This is a genomic window from Streptomyces sp. NPDC001594 (assembly GCF_042893675.1).
Taxonomy (GTDB): domain Bacteria; phylum Actinomycetota; class Actinomycetes; order Streptomycetales; family Streptomycetaceae; genus Streptomyces.
The window spans coordinates 154349-170703 of the sequence record NZ_JBIAVB010000009.1 but is presented as its reverse complement, the minus strand read 5'-3'; the positions used below and the strand labels follow the sequence as shown (position 1 = coordinate 170703).

The following is a 16355-nucleotide window of genomic DNA, read 5'->3' as shown; positions in this document are numbered from 1 at the left end:
GATCGTCATTGCCTGGCGCGAGCGAATTTGCACATAGTTGCCACTGCTATCGATCCCCGCCGGTCAGTTCGGGCACCCCCGGTTCCAGGGCCCGGGGACCATGCCGATCACTCCGTGGAAGGGACGTGCGCCGATGAAGACCGCGCCCCGGCGGCTGCGCGCCGGCCTGGCCGCCGGAGCGGCCGCCGTCGTCCTCTTGTGGGCCGCCCAGCTGCAGCCCTCCGCCCGTCCCGACGACCTCATCGGGGCGGGCGCGCACCTCACCGGACTGCTCGCCGGCTACGGCATCCTGGTCATGCTCTTCCTGATGGCACGCGTCCCGGCGGTCGAACACGGCGTCGGCGCCGACCGCCTCGCCCGCTGGCACGCCTTCGGCGGCCGCTGGGCGCTGCTCCTGGTCGCCGCCCACGGCCTCCTCGCCCTCCTCGTGTACGCCCTGCGCGGCGGGACCGACCTGGTCACGGCCAACAGGGACCTGCTCGGGTACCCGGCCGTGGCCGCCGCCTACGCCGCAGCCGCCCTGCTCGCCTGCGCGGGCGTGGCCTCCGTCAGGGCCGTACGCCGCCGGATCGCGCACGAGACGTGGCGCGGCATCCACCTGCTCACCTACATCGCCGCCGCCCTCGGCTTCGTCCACCAGCTGGCCGGCCCCGACGTCGCCGTCACCTCCCTGACCACCTGGTTCTGGGCCCTGCTGCACACCCTCGTCGCCGTCCTGCTCGTCTGGTACCGGGCCGTCGTCCCGGTGCGCCAGGCCCTGCGGCACGGGCTGCGGGTCGCCGCCGTCGAACGCGAGGGCCCGGACGTCGTCTCCGTGACCATCCGGGGCGGCCGGCTCCGTGAGCTCCAGGCCGAGCCGGGACAGTTCTTCCGCTGGCGCTTCCTGCGGCGCGGCCTGTGGCACACCGCCCTGCCGTTCTCCCTCTCCGCGCCGGTCCACGACGACTGCCTGCGGATCACGGTGAAGGCGCTCGGCGCGCACTCCCGGCGGGTGCGGCGGCTGCGCCCCGGGACCCGGGTGCTGGCGACGGGCCCGTTCGGCGCGCTCACCCGGTGGCGGCGCACCCGCCCCAAGGTCCTGCTGATCGCCGGCGGCATCGGGATCACACCGATGCGGGCCCTGTTCGAGGCGCTGCCCGCCGCGCCCGGTGACCTCACGCTGCTCTACCGGGCCGGTGACGCCGGCCAGCTGGTCCTGCGGGACGAGCTGGAAGCCATCGCCGCGGAGCGCCAGGCCGCCCTGCACTACCTGGTGGGACGCTCCGACGAGGCGTACGACCCGCTCGCCCCGCAGGCACTGCGCTCGCTCGTGCCCGAGCTGGCCGACCATGACGTGTACCTCTGCGGACCGCCCGGAATGACGGACGCCACGACGGCGTCGCTGATCCGGGCGGGCGTCCCCTCCGGGCGGATCCATTCCGAGTGCTTCACCTCCTGAGGACCTGACCCTGACCATGAACCAGTCCGCGAACCCACCCGCGAACCCACCCGTGAGCCCGCCGGCGGATCCGCCGCCACCGCTGCTCCCGGCGCAGCCGCCGGCCCCCTCCGGGCCGGCCGCCCCCGAGCGCGCTGCCGTCCGCCGTTCCCCCGGGTCGCCGCGCACGCGCCGCCGGACGCCCGCCCGGCACCGGGGGCCCGCGCGTTCACGCCGGCTCGCCATCGGTCTCGCCCTGGTCAGCGCGCTCACCGCGACGGGCATCACGATGACGGTCGATCCGGCCGCACCGGCTCCGGGCGGCCGACCGCACGTCCCGTCCGCCCGCTGACCGGCGGGGCTTCCCCGCAGCGGGCGGCGGCGTGAGAATCGAACCGTGAACCGATGGGGAGGGCTGGACCGGCTGGCGCCGTCCCGGGCCCGTGAGCGCCTCGGCGACGCCCTCTTCCGGCACGTCGCCGGTCCGTCGGGCGCGGAGAACCGGGCGAGGATCCACGACACCCCCGGCCCCAGATGGTTCGCGCCCGAGGAGCCGATCTGCCGCGTCCACGGCGACGCCTCGATGTTCGTCGGCGGGCTGAGCGCCCTGCTCCTGCAGTCCCTGCACCCGCGCGCGATGGCCGCCGTGGCCGCCCACTCCGGGTACCGGGGGGATCCCTGGGGCCGCCTCCAGCGCACCAGCACCTTCCTGGCCTACACCACGTACGGGACCGCCGAGGACGCGCAGCGCGCGGTGGACGGCGTACGGGCGGTGCACGCCCGCATCCGGGGCCGCAGCCCCGAGGGCGAGCCGTACCGGGCCGACGACCCGCACCTGCTGGAGTGGGTGCACGTCGCCGAGGTCGACAGCTTCCTGCGGGCCCACCAGCGGTACGGCGCCAGGCGCCTGGACGCCGCCGGATGCGATGCCTACGTCGCCTCGGCCGCCCGGGTCGGACAGGCCCTGGGCGTGCGGCACCCGCCCCGTACGGCGGAGGAACTGGCGGAGCGGATCGAAGCCTTCCGACCGGAGCTGCGCGGAACGCGGGAAGCCCGGGCCGCGGCCCGCTTCATCCTGCTCAGGCCCCCACTGCCCTGGCCGGCGCGTCCCCCGTACGCCCTGCTCGCGGCGGCCGCCGTGGCCCTGCTGCCGCCCTGGGCCCGGCACCCGCTGGGTCTGCCGCTGCTGCCGAGGACCGAACGGTGGTGCGCCGCTCCCGCGGGGGCGGCGGTGACCGCCACCATCCGCTGGGCGATGCACCGGCCGCCCGGGGCCGGCACCGGCTGACCTCGTGAAACCCGGCGGGGAGCCGGTGGACTCTTCTGTCCGCTCCGGCGGATAAGAAACACGTAAATATCAAGCGCATGGTTGTGCGGCGGGAGGGCAGGAGTGGCTTCGGAGGTTGATAATCATGGTTCCCCTGCTTCTGGTTCTACTGCTCGCCCTGATCCTCTTCGGAGTCGGATTCGCGGTGAAGGTGCTCTGGTGGGTCGCCCTCGCCGTGCTGGTCCTGTGGCTGCTCGGCTTCGTCGCCCGCCCGCGGGGCGGAAGCGGCCGCTGGTACCGCTGGTAGCCCGTACACAGCCGCGTGTTCCGCGCGGCGCATGGCGGTGGCCCGCACCCCGAGGAGGGGTGCGGGCCACCGCCATGTCCGCGCCCCGTGGGTCACGACGGGTGCACCTGGGTAGGCGCGGAGACAGCCGGGGCGGTCGTCGTGACGCAGCAGGGGACCTGCTCGCCTCCAACGATCGACGGCCGTCCCGGTCCGCGGCCGTCGCCACGAACCCCAACGCCCGCCGTTCGGCCACAACTCCGTGGCAAGTCAGGAGGTTTGGGGACGGCGAACGGGGACACACGCGCTGTTGACGGTGGTACGTCTCGCCAGACCGGCGACCGTAGGCGGCACCCCTCCTCCCCCCCAGGGGTGCCGTCTGCGGGCCACCGCCACGGCACCGTTCCGTCGTCCCGCCGCAGGCACAGCCCACGGCCCGTCCACGCCTCCCCGCGGACCCGGCCCGGCCAAGCCCCCGGCGACCACTGACCCACAGCGGTCCCCGGGCCCGCCGGCGGGACGACGACCGTCCCCCTTCCACGCCGCCGCCCCGCTTCGGCCGCCGCCGCGTTCCGGAGCCCGGCGTCCCGCGCCGGTTGGCCCCGGCGGCTTCCCGGGTGAGGTGCGTCACCATCGGCTCGTGGAGGCGGGGGACCAGTGAGGGACGGTGTCGGCCACGGATCTCCTCCGACCTCGACGGCTAAGCACAGAGGGGGAGTTGAGCCCACATCAGACCTCCGACCCCGCGGTACCGGGCCTCGTCGCAGCCCCTGTGCGGGGCGACACCGGAGGCGACGGAAGCTCCTGCTCCGCCGCGGTGCTTGAATGGGGGGTCGTTCCTGGTCTGGCAAGGAGAAGTGCTGTGCCCCTGGTATCTGTCGTGATGCCCGTCTACAACTCGACGGCGACCCTCGGTGCGGCCGTCCGGTCCGTACTCACCCAGACCCACAGCGACCTGGAGCTGCTGATCACCGACGACCAGTCCTCCGACGGCTCCATGGACCTCCTCATGGAGTTCGCCCGGCAGGACGAACGCGTCCTGCCGGAGCGGGCACCCGAACAGGGCGGGGCGGGTCGAGCCCGCAACCGCGCGATCGAGCGGGCCCGCGGGGACTACGTCGCCTTCCTCGACAGCGACGACATGTGGCTGCCGGAGAAGACCGAGAAGCAGCTCGCCTTCGCCGCGCAGGCCACCGCGCCGCTCACCTTCACCTCGTACTTCAAGATGGACGCCGACTACGCCGGCGAGAGCGTCGACTGGGTCCCCAACGGGCGCGTGGTCCGCGCGCGCGAGCACGTGGACTACCGCGCGATGCTGGTCCGCGACCACATCGGGGCCCTCACCGCCATGTACGACCGCAATGTCCTGGGCACGAGGCTGATGCCCGAGATGCGCAAGCGCCAGGACTACGCCCTCTGGCTGTCGATCATGCGGGATGGCGCCGACGCCCGCGGCCTGGCCGAGCCGCTCGCGGTGTACCGCGCCCACCAGGCGGGCTCCCTGTCCTCCAACAAGCTCTCGCTCGTGCAGTACAACTGGTCGCTGTACCGCGAGCACGAGCACCTCTCGCTCCCGCGGGCGACACGGGCGCTGGCCGGCGCCGTGTGGCAGTCGCTGCGCAACGCCCGCATCTGACACCGCGCCCGCGGGGAGGCGAGCGCCAGCCGCCCCGGCCTTCGTCTGCAGGGAGCCCTTGCCGGGTCAGGAGATGCGCCAGGTTTCGACCGGAAGCCGATGGTAGGCGTCGTCCAGCACGTCGGCGGAGAGGAGAACCGGACGTGTGAGCAGATGATCGCCGGCGCGCTGAACGCACAGGACCACTCCGAGCGTCAACGATCCGACCTCCCCGCCCGGCATGTAGAACGCTTCCGTGAAGGGCTCACGGGCATCGGCACGGTCGAACAGCCACCGCTCCAGCTCGGAGGGGACCCTGGCCACCAGTGCCGTCCCGTCCGCGAGGACCTGCGGCCCCCGCAACGCATCGGCCGAGAGCCCGCACAGGCCCGCATCGGCGGCGAAGTAGAGCTTCAGCCCCGCCCCGCGGCAGACCTGCCAGGTGATGGCCAGCCGGGGGTCGTGCCGACAGTCGGCCGGGCGCAGGCCGCCGAGCGCGTCCGAAGCCTCGTTCCAGCTCATCCCGAACCGCAAGGGACCCGCGCCTACGAACGGATCCAGGGTCCACTGCTGTCGTTCCGTGTCCGGCAGGACGTCCCACACGCTCATGAGACGCAGCCTACGAGGAGTTGCACGGCCGCACCGCGGCCAGTGAGCGGCCACCGCGCGACGCTCGGAAATCGCGTGCCGGCTGTCAGTGCTCGATGGCAGGATCCCCGGTGGCCGGGCATCCGGCCGCGACGGGGGGATGGGCATGGGCAGCGAGAGCACCGGCACGAGCACGTACGAGTGGCCGCGCGGCGCGACACCGTCGGACATGATCCAGCTGGAGGCGTGGCTCTCCGCGTACGGCTGGGAGGTCGACCCGACGGTCTACATGGCCGGTGCCGGGGGCGCTGCCGTACAGGTGCGGCGCATGGGCGGGTCCTGGGAGGACAGTGAGCCGGGGCTGCTCATCCTGCCCGCGGAGACGGTGCTGTGGGACGGGTCCCGGATACGGATCGCACACACGGCCCCCGTTCCGGCCCGCTGCGCGGCCCCTTAGGCCACGCTTCGGGCGCCCCGTCCGGCGGCAGCGACGGAGCCGGAACCGCCCTGCTTCCCCGCGCACCGCGGGCCGGCGGGGGAGAGTGGGCCCATGGATGTCGATGAGGCGGCGTGGGAACTGTACGGACTGCGACCGGAAGCGTTCACCGCCGCCCGTGATGCCTGCGCGGCCCGTGCCCGCTCGGCGGGGGAGGCGGCCGTGGCGAAGCAGGTCGCCGTCTGGCGGCGGCCGACGCTCGGGGTGTGGGCCGCGAACCTGCTGGCCCGCTCCGACCAGCAGCAGGCACGGCGGCTCCTGGAGCTGGGGGAGGGGCTGCGCGAGGCCCACCGGACGCTGGCCGGCCCCGAGCTGCGGGACCTGTCGCACCAACGACACGTGGTGATCACGGAGATGGCCCGCCAAGCCGGCCGACTCGCACGCGATGCGGGCCACCCCGTCTCCGACACCGTCCAGCACGAAGTCGAGGAGATCCTCCACGCCGTCCTGGCCGACCCCGCCGCCGGCCCGGCCACCGACTGGGCCCGCGGTGTCCTGAGGGCAGCGCCGCCCTCCCCGGTCGGGTTCACCGGCCTGGAACCCGCCGCCGGCGCCACCCCACGCCCGGCAGCCGCACCACCCCCGCGTGCCGAAGCGACGCGCAGGGCCGCGACGACGGCGCCCTCCCGGGAGCGGGAGCGGAAGCGGGAGCGCGAACTCCGGACGAAGGCACAGGCCGAGGCCGAACGCACGGAACGGGAGAAGGACCGGGCCGAGTCCGAGTTCACAACGGCGGAGCGGGACCTCGAGCAGGCCAGGGCGGCGGTTGCCGCGCTCGACGAACGGATCGGCGCGCTGCAGGACGACCTCAGCCGAGCCCGCCACGAGCGGGCCGGCCTCCACGAGGCCGAGGAAGCCGCGGCCCGACGCCGCCGGCAGGCTGACACGGCGCTCAAGAAGGCCGCCGCGGCCGCGGCCGAAGCCGCACGCACGTGGAACGCACTGAACGGATAGGTGCCGGCGCACGGCAGGCGGCCGTGCCGATGGGTTCCGTACGGATCCGCAGTCCCTGGTGGCGGGGGCGAGCATCGCGGGACCCGCCCTCGCCCTGGGGCGCGCGGCATCGCGGAGCGGTTCGACGGCGAATTCGGCGGCCTGTCGGCGCCCGCCAAGAGCGCGCGCCAGGCGGCCTGACCCACTGCGCATCGACATCCGCCGGCTCGGCGTCCAGGACTGCCCCGGACCGGTCGTCGCGGTCGCCCGCCCCGCGTGACACCCCGGCGTGGGGATCCGAGGAGCCCGACGCATACGCTACGCCCGTGATCGAGGCCGACGCCACGGCCACCGACCGCGCACAGGGGGCCCACCGGGGCGAGGGGCCCCGCAGCCGGGCTCGGTGATCAGCCGTTGAGCGGGAGGTCGTAGCGGGTCCACGGAGACCAGTTGCCGTCGTGATTCCGGTTGCGGCCCCAGTACTCCCCCCTCTCGTCGTAGTAGAACACCCTGAACGTCCAAGGGTCGTTGGCGTCGTAGTCGTAGTCGTAGGCACGCGCCGTGCTCGACGCCCTTCCGCCCATGGACATCCATCCCGACCAGTCCCCGTCGGAGTCGGTCCAGCGGGTCCACACCGCCCGGTCGGTGCCGACGATGAACTCCTGCTTCGTGCCGTTGGGGAGCTTGTAGCTGGTCACGCCGTACTCGCAGAGGTAGACGCCGCCCCCGCGCGAGCAGTTGCTCGCCTCGGCAGGGGTGGCCACCACCGCGACACTCGCGACCGCGGCGGCCGCGATCACGGCCACCTTGAACTTCCGGACCAGCATGGCTCTCTCCTTCGTGCGACCGGGGCGCCGCAGGGCAGCGGTGGGGGTGACCGCCGGCGCAGGGGAGCGCCCCTGCGGCAGGCACAGTCGATCACGGTGGACGGGTACGGTCCACGCAGTTCCACCCGCAAAAGTACGGTCCGCGTTCTTCGTGGCACGGAGCATCGGACGGCGTAGCGCTTCTCCATCTCGGCGAGCCGCCCCCTGGTCCTCGACGACTCGCCACTCGCCGTCCGCGCGGAGCGCCACGTCGGTGGTGACGAACCGGCGTCCCAAGCGGCGCACCGCCGGCGCTACGCGATCGAGGTCCGGCACCAGCCCGCGCCCGAACGGACTGTCCGGATGGGGCGTCAGCAACCTGGGCTCACCGTCGAGCCACCACACGCGCACTTCAGCCGCGACGGACTCGAGACGCGAGAACGCCTCGAAGGCCCGCAGGACGATTCGGCCCGCCAGGAACTCCTCCTGCCGCTCCACGAAACGCCGCACGACCCGCGTCAGGCTCTCGGTGTCGGCGAGATCGGGGAGGAGGCACGCCTGCTCCCACTCGTGCTTGCGCGATTTGACGCCACACGCTCGTCGGCGTGACGTCGGCGAACGTCGCGTACCAGCCGGGCAGTTCGTGAGCGGTCCGGTACCGCTGCGGTGTCACGAGCAGCTCCACGCCGCGCCGGTCCAAGGCCTCGGCCAAGGCGGCGTACCCAACGCCACGCTACGCAAACGCCGGGCTCCCGAGCCACAGGATTCCGCGTCACCCGGCCGGGTTCGGGCCCGGCGGTGGCGGGTAGTGGAGTCGGGTCGCCTCAAGGAGGGTCGCGTTGAAGGGGCGGATGGCGGGGGAGTGGTACGAACTCAGCCAGACGGGACCCCACCCCTTGGGCATCATGTCGGTGATCGGCACGTAGGCGATGTCGGGACGGCTGTAGAAGCGGGTGGCCTGCTCGCCGACGATGCCGGCGCCCGCTCCTGAGGCGATCACTTGCAAGGCTTCCAGGAACGTCTCTATCTCCGGGCCGGCGGCGATCGGTCTGCCCTGGGGCGTGCGGTCGGGCCAGCGGTCCGAGAGGCCCGTTCCGGGCTGTACGCCGGCGACGCGCAGCAGCGCGACGTCGGCGAAGTCCTCCATGGTCACGCTCTCGCGACGGGCGAGGGGGTGGTTCGAAGGAATCGCCAGCATCTGCGGCTCGGAAAGGATCACCGGGCCGACGTCGATGCCGGGCTCGGTGACCGGCAGGTGCAGGATCAGGATGTCGACGTCCTTCTCCCGAAGCCGCGTGAGGGCTTCGAAGAGCTGGACCTCACGGGGCCGGACGCGCCAGCCGGGCTCGCGTGCGGGGAACAAGTCGGCAGCCCGATGGACGATGTGGCCGGCGGCGGCGCCGATGAAGCCGACCCGCAAGACGTCCACGGTCGCCCGGGTGTTGTTGACGGCACGGGCGAAAGCGGCCTGTATCTCCTCGTACGCGGGCCGGACTTCGTCGCAGAGACGGTGGCCGAGCGGGGTCAGGCGGACGCTGCGGTTGGTGCGCTCGAACAACGGAGCCCCGACCTTGCGCTCGATCGCCTTGATCAGCTGGCTGACCCTGCCGGTGGTCACGTGCAGGCGTTCCGCGGTACGCCCGAAGTGCAGCTCTGCCGCCAGCCCGAGGAACGCTTCCATCTCCAGGCGTTCGAGCACCCGGCCACCACCCCTTTTGTCCACCCCGGTCAAACGAAGGTTCCAGTATCTCTCCTCGAAGCACGGGGGCCTTGCGGGGCGGCCGGCATCCGTGTCATCACCCTCGGCCCGGTGTTGAGCCAGGCTAAACACCGGTTCCCATATTGAGCGTTGTCAAGACGATCTCCACACGGGAGTCTGTGGGTCGGCGCGGCCGGGCGATCCATCCCCCGGCCTTGACGCCGCCGCCATGCCCTTCCCGTTCGAACCGAGGAGATCTCCCTTGGACAAGGTCCTCGCCCCGCCCTGCCCACCGTGCGACGGCGTCACCAAGGTGTGCCCGTGACGCCGCCCTCGCTGTGGAGCAGGCGCCGGATACTCAACACCATCGCCGGGGCCGCCGCGATCCCGGCCATGACCTCCGTCGTCACCTTGAGCGCCGGTCCGGCCCGGGCCGCCGAGGGCGACCCCGCGACGGGCGACGGCCTGCCCGACACCGATCGGGGCAGGGCCGTGTGGGCCTACAAGAGCGGAGGCCGGGCCGTCCGCGAGGCCGCTGCCGCCGCCCTCGTCGGCACCCCGGCCGCGGTCTCGGCCTTCCTCACGAGCGAACTGCCGCAGGCGAAGGCCGTCGACAACCGGTTCGGCGTTCTCTCCGTGCTCTCCCTGGCGGACACGGCGGTCCGCGAGAGCGCGAACGCGGCACTGTCCGCCGGGGACGCCGCGACCGCCGCCTACCTGCGTGACGGCTACGTGCAGTCGCTCGACACGGACAGGCGGGCAGCGGTCTTCACGGTCATGAACAACGGCGGGACCGCCGTCAAGGAGGAAGCCGCCAAGGCGCTGCAACTGGGCACCCCGGCAGCGCTGGGCACGTTCCTGCAGACGACGCAGTACACCGCCCAGCAGGAGGACGAGCGGGCCGAGGTCTTCGCGATCCTCAACACCGCCTCCCCCGAAGTCAAGAAGTACGCGGAGCGAGCCCTCGGCGACGGCTCGCCCGAGGCCATAGCCCAGTTCCTCGCCTCCGGCCAGTACATCGCGCGCGCCCGTGACGAAGAGGCCGCGACGGTCGACCAGTTGGTCAAGATCGTGATCCGGGAGAGCAACCGGGCGAAACTGCAGACGGAACAGGCCGTAGCCGCCTCGAACCGGGCCAAGGACGCCGCGGAGAAGGCGAAGGCCGACGCGCTGAAGGCCGCCGCGGAAGCGAGGGAGGCGCAGAACAAGGTGGCGGAGTCGGCCAAGGCGGCGAACAACGCCGCGAGTGCCGCACGGAGCGCCGCGAGCGCCGCCCACACCGCCATCTCCGCGACCCGTACCGCTCAGGCCGCCTCCAGCCGAGCCGCGCAGGCCGCCCAGGCCGCCGCGGGCGCCGCCGCGGCGGCGGGCAGCGCCGCCTCGCGGGCCTACGGCGCGGCCATCGCCGCCTCGAAGGACGCCGGCAAGGCCTCGGCGGCGCGCCAGGCCGCCCAGGGGGCACGGGACGCGGCCGGGCGCGCGCGTACCGCGGCCGCCGCCGCCGCGCAGGCCGCAGCCGCCACCCAGCAGTCGTCCGCCGCCTGCACCGCCGCCACGAGCGCGGCACAGAACGCCGCGGCCGCGGCCAACGCCGCCGCCGACGCGGCCGCCTCCGCCGGCAGCGCCAAGTCCCAGGCGGCGGAGGCACGGGCGGCAGCGGCCGAGGCCGACGCGGCCGCCGGACGCGCCGCCCGGGCCGCGGCCCTCTCGCAGACCCTGGCGAACCGGGCCGCGAGCGCCGCCGGCGCCGCACGCGACGCCGCCAACAGCGCCGCCGACCATGCGGAGAAGGCCGCCGCGGCGGCGGACGACGCGGCGGCCAACGCGGGAAAGGCGATCGAGTACGCCAAGCGGTCCACCACCTACGCGGAGGCCGCGCTGCAGGCCGCCAACACGGCGGCCGGCGCGGTCAAGGAAGCCCAGGCCGTGGAACGGGCGGCCCGCGAGGCCGAGACCGCCCGCATCGCCGAGGACACCGCGATGGGAGTCGAGGAGGCCCGCCTCAGAGCACAGGCCGAGACCGAGGAGATCGCCCGGGCGGCCCGGGAGCGCACCCAGGCCGACAGGACCGCCACGGACATCAAGGACCTCGTCGCGGCCGCCTCCGACGCGTTGCGCCGCGGTGACCTGGACGCGGCCGTCACGGCCGGCCGGAAAGCCGCCGTACGGCTCCTCGACTCGCCCGGCACCTGGACGAGCGACGCCGCGGAGTTCGCCCTCGCAGGCGCCGAACAGGACGTCGTCAACTGGATCGACACCGACCGTCTTCTCGCCGAGCGGCAGGACGACCGGGAGACCGTGCTCGCCATCGCCACCACCGCCGGCTCCGAGGTCGCCACCGCCGCCCACCAGGCGCTGGCGAGCGACGACCCGAACGCGGCGCGCGATTTCCTCACCCGCGGGATCATCGAGGCCTCCGCCACGCAGAACCGCATGGCGGTGTTCGAACTCCTCAACCAGAACCCCGGCCCCAGCGTCAAGTCCAAGGCACAAGCGGCCCTGGCCGACGGGAGCGCCACCGCCCTGCACCGCTTCCTCACCGTCGAACTGCCGGACGCGATCAAGGTCGACGACCAGGCCGAGGTGTTCGCCCTCCTCTCCTCCGGCGGCCCCTACATGAAGTCGGCCGCGCAGATCGTGCTGGAAGGCCCCGCCTACATGCGGCGGAACTTCATCCGCCACGACAGGTTCGACGTCGCCCGGCTGGACCAGGACCACGCCGCCCACGTCTCCGCGATCCGCGCCTCGATCGCGCACGCCGCGAAGGTGGCGGCGCAGGCCCTGGAGGAAGCGGCGCTGGCTTCGAAGGTGGCGGCCGAGGCCCGTAAGGCCGCGGCCGAAGCGAGCCAGTGGGCCCTGAAGGCGCAGGGCTATGCCGCGGACGCCGAGACCGCGGCGCGGGACGCGAAGACGAACGCGGACGCCGCCGACGTGTCGGCGGCCGAAGCGGCCAAGTCGGCGGCGACTGCCAAGCAGGCGGCCTCCGCCGCCCAGGTGGCCGCCCGCTCCGCGAACTACTCGATGCGCCAGGCCATGGCATCGGCGCAGCAGGCGGCGTCCTCCGCGTCGAGCGCCCAGGCGAGCGCCAGCCGGGCCCGTGCCTCCGCCCTGCAGGCCGGCCAGGACGCGCGGGCCGCCGCCGACGCCGCCACCGCGGCCCGCCAGACCGCCCAGGCCAAGCAGAAGGCCGAGGCCGTCGCGAAGGCGAAGCAGGCGGCCGAGGAGGCGCGGCGCAACGAGGCGAACGGCACCCATCCCTCGCAGACCGACGCCAGCGACACCCCTTGGTACGTGGACAGGGGGTTCTGGCCCTCGGACACGGGAAGCGCCCAGGACTGGGCGAAGGTCACCAAACACTGGTCGACGATGGCCGGCACCGCCTCGCTCGTCGCCGCGCCGGCCGGAGGCGTGCCCTTCCTCGTGCTCGGCGGTGTCTCCGTGGGCCTCAAGGGGGTCAGCGCCTATTTCACGGGCCAGGCCTACGGCTGGGACAGCAGCCAGTTCCACGCCTCGCTCGGGTTCTTCGTGCTCGGTGGCCTTTTCCTCGGCAGGTCCGGCTACCTCTACAAGTCGGGCGTGGCCAACGCCGTGGGCGCCGGGATCAAGCGCGTCGCGGGTGGAGCGGTGTCCACGGTCATCGGCCTGCTGACGTGGTAATCCCCCCGGCCCGGCCCCTCGGCCCCCCATCGTCAACGGCCGCACCGGCGGCCCGCACCCCCGCGTATGAAACCCCCGCGTATGAAAAGGAACACGGAATGAAGCTCGTACGACGCGTCATCGCGACCACGGCGGCGGCCGCGGCCTGCATAGGCCTCGCCGTCACCGCGACGCACGCCAGTGAGCCCGCCGCCCGGAACACGGCCGCGGTCAGCGCCGACCTGCCGCCGTACGCGGTGGAGTCCTTCGCCTACCCCGACGCCGCCCGCATCCAGACCGAACTGGGCATCACCCTCAAGCGCGGCGACGGACACATCGTGCTCGCCGACTGCGCCTCGGCCACCGGGCTCATGGAGGTGTACTCCCGGACCCGGGGCAAGATCTGCTTCCGCGCCACCGGGAAGAGCGGCCACCTCAGCCTGGAGATCCCCACCGTCTACGGGATGAAGGGCGACGCCGGCCACCAGGCCGACGTGACGTTGACCGCCGAGGGCAGCAAGCAGAACGTGACCATGGCCCCGAACGAGTGGAAGGCCGTGGGCTCGGGCGCCGACCCCGAGCGCCGCGATCACGTCCTCGTCGAGATCACCGTCTCCGCCTAGCCCTCCACCGACCATCCTTCCGCCCGCCACGCGCGGCCGGAACATCCTGACTCGATCCTCGGAGAACCCATGTCCCACATACGCAGGCGCAGAGCATGGACCGGCGGGGCCGCCGCCGTCGCCGCGATCGCCGGAGGCCTGCTCGCCTCCCCCGCGCAGGCCCTGCAGGGCACCCCGGCGGACGCCGCCGCCTACTCCCACACCGCCCACATCGTCATCGGCAACGCCGAGCGCGCCTGCACGGGCACCCTCGTGGCCCCCCAGTGGGTCCTGTCCGCCGCGAGCTGCTTCGCCGACGCGACCGGAGCCGTCCAGCCCGGTGCCCCCAAGACCGCCACCACGGTCACCGTCGGCAGGACGGACCTGACCCAGACCAGCCCCGCAGGAGCCGCCCGCACCGCGGTGCGGCTCGTCCCGCACCCCGAGCGGGACCTCGTCATGGTGAAGCTGGACACCGGCATCGCCAACGTCAAGCCGGCCGTCCCGGCCGCCGCTCCCGCGGGCGCCGACGAGGCCGTACGGGCGGCCGGCTTCGGCCGGACCAAGACCGCCTGGGTCCCCGACCGCCTGCACACCGCCTCCTTCACGGCGGCCGCCACCGGCTCCGGCGACCTCGCCCTGACCGCCTCCGGCGACGGGGCCATCTGCCAGGGCGACGCGGGCGGCCCCGTGCTGCGCGACAAGGACGGCACCCCCGAGCTCCTCGCCGTCGTCAGCCGTTCGTGGCAGGGCGGATGCCTCGGCACGCCGTCCACGGAGACCCGCACCGGCGCCGTCGCGACCCGCGTGGACGACGTGCGCTCCTGGATCGCGAGCACGTCGTACGCCGTACCCGGCGACCTGACCGGTGACGGCAAGCCGGACCTGGTCGCGGTCGACGACACCGGCAAGCTGCGCCTGTACCCCGGTACGGGCACCGGCGGCATCACCGCGCCCACGATCATCGGCACCGGCGGCTGGTCGGGAGCCTCCGTGACGCACCGGGGCGACTGGAACGGTGACGGCATGGAGGACGTCGTCGCCCGCGTCGGCGGCGAGGTCCGCGTCTACCCCAACCTCGGCAACGGCACCCTGGGCGCGCCGACCAAGATCGTCGGAAGCCTGCCCACCACCGCCCAGGTCGTCGCCATCGGCGACACCAACCGCGACGGGAAGCCGGACCTGGTCGTCAAGCACTCCAACAGGCTCTTCCTGTACCCGGGTGCCGTCGGCACCGACGCGGCCGTCGGCGCTCCCGTCGAGATCGGCAACGGCGGCTGGGACGTCATGGACCTGAGCGCGCTCGGCGACGCCAACAAGGACGGCCGCCCCGACCTGCTGGCCCGTGACACCCGTGACGGCGTCGTCTGGGCCTACCTCGGCCAGCCCGACGGGAAGACCTTCTCCGACCGCAACGAGTTCGGCCGCGCCTACACCGTCACCAACCGGCCGCTCATCGCCGGCGCCGCGGACGCCAACCTCGACGGCACAGCCGACCTGTGGGCCACGGCCGGCGACGGCACCCTCAAGTTCTACAAGGGCGGCACCGACATCCACGGCCCCATCGACGGCCCGAGCATCCAGGTCGGCAACAGCGGCTGGGGCGCCATCAAGTCCATCAGCTGACCAACACCAACCCCCCACCCCCGGCTCCGGCAGGAAATTCCTGGCGGGGCCGGCGGCCGTGCTTCCCGTCGCCTCGCGGTGACCAGACATGCGGCGGTCACCGCGACGGCGACGGGACCCTTCCGAAACCGAGACACACGATGAGCGACAGAGCCCGGACCGGCATACGTCTGACCGCTTTGGACGGACTGAGAATCCTGGCGGCCCTGATGGTGGTCTTCTACCATTACGTCACCCTCGCCTCCGCTTGGGGCCGCCCCGGCTCGGCCGTCTTCCCGGTGGCCCAGCCGGTCGCCGAATACGGCTGGCTCGGCGTCGAGGTCTTCTTCCTCGTCAGCGGCTTCGTGATCTGCATGAGCACCTGGGGCCGCACGCTCGGAGACTTCGCGATCTCGCGCATCTCCCGCCTCTACCCCGCCTATTGGGCCGCCGTGGCCTTCACCGCCGGTGTGCTGTGGCTGTGGCCGGAGATGCGCCGCATAGACCGCTGGAGCGACGTACTGGTCAACCTCTCCATGATGCAGGGCGGTCTCCACGTCAAGCACCTGGACGACGGCTACTGGACGCTCTTCGTGGAGCTGAAGTTCTACGTGCTCTTCGCGGTCGTCGTCCTGCGGGGCGTGACCTATCGCAACTGCGTGCTGTTCTGCGGACTGTGGACGGCGGCGGGCGTCATGGCCCCCACCGCCGACTCCGGTCTGCTCGACTTCTTCGCCGTGCCGCAGTTCGCCCCGTACTTCGTCGCGGGCATCGCCTTCTACCTGATGCACCGCTTCCGGCCGACGTACCTGTTGTGGGTGATCGTCGTCCTGCAGTTCCTGCTGGCGCAGACCTACGTCGCCGGGCGCCTCGACGCCAACGTGGACCACGACGCGCACGTCTGGCCCGCCCACCTCGTGATCACTCTGGCCTTCGCGGCCATGGCGGGAATCGCCCTCGGCGCCTTCGACCGCGTCCAGTGGCGCTGGCTGCGGACCGCGGGCGCGCTCACGTACCCGCTCTACCTCATCCACATGATCGCGGGGCTGACCGTCATCCACCACTTCCGTGACAGGGTCCCACCGGTGCCGCTGGCCGGCGGCCTGACGGTCGCCATGATCACCCTCGCCTGGTGCATCCAGCGCTACGTCGAGCGCCCCGCCACCCGACTGCTCCGCTCCGGCCTGCACCGGGGCCTGCAGGACATCCGCGACGCCGCCTCCGGACCGGCGCTCCGTGGCCGGACAGCACCCCGCGACGCCAAGGCGCAGTCCACCACCCGCAGTCGTGCCTCCCACCCACCCCTACCGAGTCCCAGCACGGCCCCGATCCGCGTCCCCGCCCCCGCCCCCGCCCCCGATGCCGACTCGACGAGTCCGGCCCCGACATCGCCGCCGCGTTAGCG

General features: G+C 73.2%; 13 protein-coding genes and 1 pseudogene. 10 read left to right on the top strand and 4 right to left on the bottom strand.

From position 1 onward, the window contains the following. Nucleotides 1-133: 133 nt before the first annotated feature. The 4 genes from ACFY0O_RS19770 to ACFY0O_RS19755 all read left to right on the top strand — a co-directional run bounded on the left by ACFY0O_RS19770 (nt 134) and on the right by ACFY0O_RS19755 (nt 4606). Entirely contained in the window at nt 134-1438 is a 1305-nt protein-coding gene (locus ACFY0O_RS19770; protein ID WP_388948026.1) for a ferric reductase-like transmembrane domain-containing protein, read from the top strand. A gap of 394 nt (nt 1439-1832) precedes the next feature. Next, a complete protein-coding gene (locus ACFY0O_RS19765; protein ID WP_388948228.1) occupies nt 1833-2705 on the top strand; it encodes an oxygenase MpaB family protein in 873 nt (290 codons plus the stop codon). Between the two features lie 124 nt (nt 2706-2829). After that, a complete protein-coding gene (locus ACFY0O_RS19760; RefSeq protein WP_358894781.1) occupies nt 2830-2991 on the top strand; it encodes a hydrophobic protein in 162 nt (53 codons plus the stop codon). Between the two features lie 841 nt (nt 2992-3832). Beyond that, nucleotides 3833-4606, top strand: coding sequence for a glycosyltransferase family 2 protein (locus tag ACFY0O_RS19755; RefSeq protein WP_388948024.1), 774 nt, complete (start codon nt 3833-3835; stop codon nt 4604-4606). 66 nt (nt 4607-4672) lie between these two features. On the opposite strand, the gene ACFY0O_RS19750 is transcribed toward ACFY0O_RS19755, so the two are convergent. Continuing rightward, entirely contained in the window at nt 4673-5194 is a 522-nt protein-coding gene (locus ACFY0O_RS19750; RefSeq protein ID WP_388948022.1) for a hypothetical protein, read from the bottom strand. Nucleotides 5195-5339: 145 nt separating this feature from the next. Here ACFY0O_RS19750 and ACFY0O_RS19745 point away from each other — a divergent pair, with 145 nt between their 5' ends. Together ACFY0O_RS19745 and ACFY0O_RS19740 are read left to right on the top strand one after the other, a co-directional pair. Then, nucleotides 5340-5630: a hypothetical protein gene (locus tag ACFY0O_RS19745; RefSeq protein ID WP_388948020.1), complete on the top strand. Its 291-nt coding sequence runs from the start codon at nt 5340-5342 to the stop codon at nt 5628-5630. A 93-nt stretch (nt 5631-5723) separates the two neighbouring features. After that, on the top strand, nt 5724-6623 hold the full coding sequence (locus tag ACFY0O_RS19740) for a hypothetical protein (RefSeq protein ID WP_388948018.1): 900 nt from the start codon (nt 5724-5726) through the stop codon (nt 6621-6623). Nucleotides 6624-7009: 386 nt separating this feature from the next. Here ACFY0O_RS19740 and ACFY0O_RS19735 read toward each other — a convergent pair whose 3' ends face one another. From ACFY0O_RS19735 to ACFY0O_RS19725, 3 genes and pseudogenes are all read right to left on the bottom strand, one after another. Further along, on the bottom strand, nt 7010-7429 hold the full coding sequence (locus tag ACFY0O_RS19735; protein ID WP_388948016.1) for a hypothetical protein: 420 nt from the start codon (nt 7427-7429) through the stop codon (nt 7010-7012). 270 nt (nt 7430-7699) lie between these two features. Further along, nucleotides 7700-7939: pseudogene (locus ACFY0O_RS19730) on the bottom strand (ATP-grasp domain-containing protein); the annotation flags it as partial. A 241-nt stretch (nt 7940-8180) separates the two neighbouring features. Next, on the bottom strand, nt 8181-9239 hold the full coding sequence (locus ACFY0O_RS19725) for a LysR substrate-binding domain-containing protein (RefSeq protein WP_388948014.1): 1059 nt from the start codon (nt 9237-9239) through the stop codon (nt 8181-8183). 189 nt (nt 9240-9428) lie between these two features. On the opposite strand from ACFY0O_RS19725, the gene ACFY0O_RS19720 reads away from it, so the two are divergent. The 4 genes from ACFY0O_RS19720 (at nt 9429) to ACFY0O_RS19705 (ending at nt 16353) form a co-directional block, all read left to right on the top strand. Beyond that, nucleotides 9429-12764, top strand: coding sequence for an ALF repeat-containing protein (locus ACFY0O_RS19720; RefSeq protein WP_388948013.1), 3336 nt, complete (start codon nt 9429-9431; stop codon nt 12762-12764). A 98-nt stretch (nt 12765-12862) separates the two neighbouring features. Continuing rightward, nucleotides 12863-13366 (top strand): hypothetical protein, encoded by a 504-nt coding sequence (locus ACFY0O_RS19715; protein ID WP_388948011.1) that lies wholly within the window; start codon nt 12863-12865, stop codon nt 13364-13366. A 69-nt stretch (nt 13367-13435) separates the two neighbouring features. After that, nucleotides 13436-14971: an FG-GAP-like repeat-containing protein gene (locus ACFY0O_RS19710; RefSeq protein WP_388948010.1), complete on the top strand. Its 1536-nt coding sequence runs from the start codon at nt 13436-13438 to the stop codon at nt 14969-14971. A 140-nt stretch (nt 14972-15111) separates the two neighbouring features. Continuing rightward, entirely contained in the window at nt 15112-16353 is a 1242-nt protein-coding gene (locus ACFY0O_RS19705) for an acyltransferase family protein (RefSeq protein ID WP_388948008.1), read from the top strand. Nucleotides 16354-16355 lie beyond the last annotated feature (2 nt).